The sequence below is a fragment of the Gilliamella sp. Fer4-1 genome, assembly GCF_001690515.1.
GTDB classification, from domain to species: Bacteria; Pseudomonadota; Gammaproteobacteria; order Enterobacterales; family Orbaceae; genus Gilliamella; species Gilliamella apicola_C.
The window spans coordinates 1-5,462 of record NZ_LZGZ01000111.1; the positions used below are offsets into that span (position 1 = coordinate 1).

General features: G+C 36.4%; 5 protein-coding genes. All 5 read left to right on the top strand.

Features of this window, described 5'->3' with window-relative positions:
- Positions 1–85: 85 nt before the first annotated feature.
- The gene (locus A9G30_RS04060; RefSeq protein WP_065588140.1) at positions 86–2,770 is read left to right on the top strand and encodes an inverse autotransporter beta domain-containing protein; all 2,685 of its coding nucleotides are present in this window, start codon (positions 86–88) and stop codon (positions 2,768–2,770) included.
- Positions 2,771–2,885: 115 nt separating this feature from the next.
- Positions 2,886–3,875, top strand: coding sequence for a hypothetical protein (locus A9G30_RS04065; RefSeq protein ID WP_065588141.1), 990 nt, complete (start codon positions 2,886–2,888; stop codon positions 3,873–3,875).
- Positions 3,876–4,009: 134 nt separating this feature from the next.
- Positions 4,010–4,216 (top strand): YheU family protein, encoded by a 207-nt coding sequence (locus A9G30_RS04070; RefSeq protein ID WP_065566873.1) that lies wholly within the window; start codon positions 4,010–4,012, stop codon positions 4,214–4,216.
- Between the two features lie 82 nt (positions 4,217–4,298).
- Positions 4,299–4,931: a cAMP-activated global transcriptional regulator CRP gene (gene crp / locus A9G30_RS04075; protein WP_065566905.1), complete on the top strand. Its 633-nt coding sequence runs from the start codon at positions 4,299–4,301 to the stop codon at positions 4,929–4,931.
- A gap of 52 nt (positions 4,932–4,983) precedes the next feature.
- On the top strand, positions 4,984–5,462 hold a 479-nt coding region (gene uppS / locus A9G30_RS04080; RefSeq protein WP_081295637.1), incomplete at its 3' end, for a polyprenyl diphosphate synthase.

Below are 5,462 nucleotides of genomic sequence, written 5' to 3' on the forward strand. Positions count from 1 at the left end.
ACATTGATATTTAATAAAGATAAATTGATATTGGCTATAAATTTTATGTTATGGGCATTGTCGGTGGAATATAAGGACTATTAAGATGAGAAAGAATCTTAATTTAACAATTATCTCTGCATTTGTAATTGCCACATTAAGTTGGCAATCTGCTTATGCTACTGATGCTCAGGTATCGCAAGGTCCTGTAGATAGCAATGCGATAATTGAATTAAAAGATGGCTCAAAAGCTCGTGAAATGATTAATAATCAGCAACGTAGTCTTTATCAGATTGCGCTTTTAAGTAGTATCTCTATTTCAGAATTACGTGCAATGAACGCCGGGCGTTTTGATAAAAAAGATGTTGTTAATGTCGGTGAGCGCATTGTTTTGCCTGAAAACTCTCCTTTATTGCCGGCAATTAAAATAAAAGATGACAAAGATGACAAACATGTTAATTTGCCTCAGCTTGGTTCAGATGATAACTATGATGTAAAAAAAGACAAAGATGCACTTTCAACGCAAATTGCTTCAACTTTGCAAACTTTAGCTAGCCAGGATTGGAAACAAATAACCTCGGCAGACAACGGTGGTTTATCAGGGCATTTAAAAAATAAAGGTAGAGATTACGCCGAAAGTTATGTACGCAATGGCGTTAAAAGCCAAGTTGTTGATCCAGTTCGTAATGCTGTACAGGATTTTTTAGGGCGTTTTGGTACCGCTCAGTTGCAATTTGATCTGAGTGATAAAGGGGAATTTAATAACGTTAACCTAAAATTATTTAGCCCATTATATGATTCTGAAGATACATTAATATTTAGCCAAATATCATTTCAAGAATATGAGCATAAGCGCCGTATAGGTAACTTTGGTATTGGTCAACGTTGGGATGTTGCTGATAAAACATGGTTACTTGGTTATAACGTATTTTTTGATCATGATTTCCAGCGTGATCACAACCGCTTAGGTATTGGTGCTGAAGCGTGGAGTGATTACATGAAATTTGCGGTTAACTATTATCACCCATTATCTGATTGGAAAGATTCTAAGGATTTCGATGATTACTTAGAACGTGCAGCAAGGGGATTTGATGTTCGCTTCCAAGGGTATTTACCACAATATCCGCATTTAGGTGGATCACTGATGTATGAGCAATACTATGGTGATAAAGTAGCTTTATTTGGTAAAGATAATCTACAAAAAGATCCAAGAGCCATTACTGTTGGTCTTGATTATACGCCAGTTCCTCTTTTCACGATTAAAGCTGAACATAAACGTGGTCAAGATAATAAAAAGGCAACTAAAGCAGAATTAACGATGAACTATCGTATAGGCACGCCATTAAAAGATCAATTGGATCCAGATATGGTTCAATCAGCTCGTTCTTTAAAGGGTAGCCGTTATGATTTAGTTGACCGTAATAACTATATTGTTCTTGAATATAAAGAAAAGAAAATGTCTGTCGATCTAGGGCTTGAACAAACGCAATTGATCGAAGGACAAACTTATCCATTAAGTATTAGTGTTCATAATGCTAAGGATTTATCAAGCCTAGTATGGTCTGGTGATATGCTAGAAATTGATGCTGGAGGTGGTTTTTTATGTGCAGCAGCAGGGACATGTTCTGCTTCTTCATGGCTTAATCCTCCTACTGATACCAATAACTGGCAAATTGTTGCACCAAGTTATGTTGATCAAAATGGTCAACGTCGTCCAGTGAGCACAAATGGTAAATATTCTTTATCGGTATCAGTTACAGATAGTCGTGGTAAATCCGCAACATCTAATGCAGTCAGCTTTGAGGTATTGCCCGATCCAGCAATGCGTAAAGTTGGCGTCTGGGCAGTTGATAGTTCAGGGAATAAAACAACCTTGGCGACTCAAAGAGCTGATGGTTTAAGTAGTTTGACAGTATTGGCAACGCTTGTTAAGCCAAAGGTAGATAACGGTTCAGTCAACTCATTTGATGATGTAGATGGCTTTAGTGATAATGAAATAATGGATCGTATACCGGGAACATTTAATGAATTTTCAGCGTTATGGACTGCAACGAGTAACGGTGAAAAAATAGCTTTAATTAATGGTACATCGGGCGATGTGAACGAGTGTCCAGAACAAAAACCTTGCGTGATTGTTAAATCATTTGAAAAAGTTGCAAAAGGTCAAAAAGTGTCATCTGATGCATCAACAGCTGCGGGTATAGAAGTGATTGGTGACAGTTATACTTTAGATGTGGCTTCAAATATTGAGGGAATAGTTGATTTTTCAATTTCGTTAGATCAATACGGTTTTGGTTCATCATTTAATAAAGCTGCTGTTAATTTTTCTGGCGGTAAATCAGGTTACATTGAAGTTTGGAAGGCAGATGGAACATTAGTTGCTAAAAGTGAAGGGGCTATACTTCAGTTTACCCCAGCAGGACCAAAAGAATGGTTAGTTGGTCATGAATACTATGTTAAAGCGTTTACCACAAACAATACACCAATTGCTGATCCGTTTGTTATTTGGTCATTAGTTGGTTCAAATGATAAAGCTTGTCCTGGTACTCATGCGACTTTATTGGAACATGATGTTATTAGTCATCCTAAAGGACCATGGTTTAACGTTGCTATGGGTAAAGATGCACCTTACAAAATAAGGGGGATAAATGACAGTTATGCAACATCAGGCACTAGTATTCAAGCTGTAGCAGATGCGCCAACCAGTTTATTAGATTTCAGCCCAATTTCGGCACCATCTTCTGCGTGTGCAGGCGATCAAGGATTTAAATTACAAGTAACTGTCTTGTAATAGAACAAGAATTTTGATTACCGAGCCGTATCGTTAATCAAAAGGAAACACCAGTAAAAGTGGTGTATTTATATAAATACAACATGTTAATTGATAGAAAAATAGGAAGTTAAACATGAAAAATTTTACAGTAAAAAAAGTTGCGTTAGGCTTGCTTTTGGCTGGCTATGCAGCAAGTAGCGCATTTGCAATAGGTGGGACAACCCAAGCAGTTATCGCCGGTAATGCACCTGTAATGAAAGCTGACGACTCATCAGCAGAGCATACAATGGCGGTCTCTTTCAAACGTGATGGACGTCTTCTTACTAGCAACGACACGCTTAAAGTTAACGATACAATTCACATTCAATATAAATTGATCGATGCAGATGGTGATACAGATACTTCAGGAATAAAAGACTCCTTAAAAGTTTTTGTTAAAGATACAAATGGTCAATGGCTTCCTGTAGCTATAACAGCCAGTACAACGTATAATAATGACGGAGTAGGTGAAATTTCATTCGCTATTACTAACGATTTTGCTGGTAAAACTGAAATTGGTTTTAAAATTTTAGAAAGAACAGATTTTGGTTACCCTCTATCAAATCAATGGATAACTGTAAGTGATATTTTTGCTAGTAATCCTCCAGCTGTAGAGCAATCTGATCCGACTAACCCGGGGCCAGGCCCAGAAAACCCAGGCAACCCAACAGAACCAACAGGTCCTGGTAAGCTTAATCCTGATCACCCTAGTCCTGGACCAATCGAATCTGATTCGTATAAAGTTTATATTTACAAGCTAGATGTAGCTGGTAATCTAGAAGAGGCTGTTGACTATGCATCTACAGCGGTTAGTCCTAAATATGGTGAAAAATTTGCTGTAGTAGTGAAAGATACAGCGGATAATGGGGATTATACCTCAAGATTTACTTATGAATGGTACGTGACTGGTACATATGAGACAGTAGAAGCAGTAGATACAGCTCTATCTGGCGCATATAATAAAGTAGGGGTTAACGATGCTATCTTATTAGGTTCAGATTCTGGAGCTAAGCATAATAGCCTGTACTCAACAGATTATAAGGCTGGTATTCAAGGTTATAAACTTGCAGTTAGAACAAAGTAAGTTAAGCCATGTTGCTATCAAAAACCACTCTTTTGAGTGGTTTTTTTGTTAGTGATGAAGCATTACTTTGTATGCTTTATATTATCTAAGCTTTGTTATAAAATAATTATAATTTGAATTTATTGTTATAATATATGATTATTCCTTGGCAAGACCTCGATCCACAAACATTAACTAATCTAATTGAATATTTTGTATTACGCGAAGGTACTGACTACGGTTTACAAGAAAAATCACTACAAGAAAAGGTTGATGAAGTTAAACTGCAATTAATTAATGGCTCTGTTGCAATTTTTTGGTCGCAATTGCACGAAACAATGGATATTAAGCCAATCAAATAATGGTTAAAATGATTGTTTGTATATAATTTATTGTGTAACTTTGTTATAGTGTTATTGTTGTAAATTAAATGGAGAGGTGGGAATAATGATTGGTAAACAGCAATCGGATACAACGTTAGAATGGTTTTTATCTCATTGCCATATTCATAAATATCCAGCTAAGAGTACTCTTATACATCAAGGCGAAAAAGCAGAAACTCTCTATTACATTTTAAAAGGTTCTGTAGCAGTATTGATTAAGGATGATGAAGGTAATGAAATGATTTTATCTTATTTAAACCAAAATCAATTTTTGGGCGAATTGGGACTTTTTGAAGAAGGTACTGAACGAACTGCTTGGGTTAAAGCCAAAACAAGTTGTGAGGTTGCAGAAATTTCGTATAAAAAATTTAAACAGCTTGTTCAAGTCAATCCAGATATTTTAATGCATCTTGCCAGTCAAATGGCAAGTCGATTACAAGTTACATCTGAAAAAGTCAGTAATTTAGCCTTTTTAGACGTTGCTGGGCGTATTGCGCAAACGCTTTTAAACCTTGCTAAACAACCTGATGCTATGACACACCCTGATGGTATGCAAATAAAAATTACACGCCAAGAAATAGGTCAAATTGTTGGTTGTTCGCGTGAGACGGTGGGGCGAATTTTAAAAATGCTTGAAGATCAGCATTTAATCTCAGCTCATGGCAAGACAATTGTTGTTTATGGTACGCGTTGATTGACCAAGATGATATAATTAATACAATGATTAATACAATACGAGATATCGCATGACACAAAAAAGAGGTATTCCAAGTCATGTGGCTATAATTATGGATGGTAATGGTCGTTGGGCTCAGCAACGTAACCAGTTACGCGCTGTTGGTCATCGGGCAGGATTAAAAACGGTACGGAAAATTGTGGCTTACGCGGCAACTTTAAAAGTTAAAGTTCTTACTTTATATGCATTTAGCAGTGAAAACTGGAGGCGCCCACCCAATGAAGTTTCCGCTCTAATTTCCCTTTTTATCTATGCATTAAAACGAGAAATCAAAAGTTTGAATAAAAATAATGTTCGCTTGAATATTATTGGTGATATATCTCGTTTTAGTGATAATTTACAAAATATGATTATTCAAGCGCAAAATTTAACCAAAAACAATTCGGGTTTAGTACTAAATATTGCCGCCAACTATGGTGGGCGTTGGGATATTTTGCAATCGGCAAAAAAAATGGCTACCCAAGTGACTAAGGGTGAGATCACTTTAGA

Excerpts from the sequence above, each read along its gene's own strand:
- A9G30_RS04065 (WP_065588141.1), top strand. The coding sequence starts at position 2,886 with ATGAAAAATTTTACAGTAAAAAAAGTTGCGTTAGGCTTGCTTTTGGCT.
- A9G30_RS04070 (WP_065566873.1), top strand. The coding sequence starts at position 4,010 with ATGATTATTCCTTGGCAAGACCTCGATCCACAAACATTAACTAATCTA.
- A9G30_RS04060 (WP_065588140.1), top strand. The coding sequence starts at position 86 with ATGAGAAAGAATCTTAATTTAACAATTATCTCTGCATTTGTAATTGCC.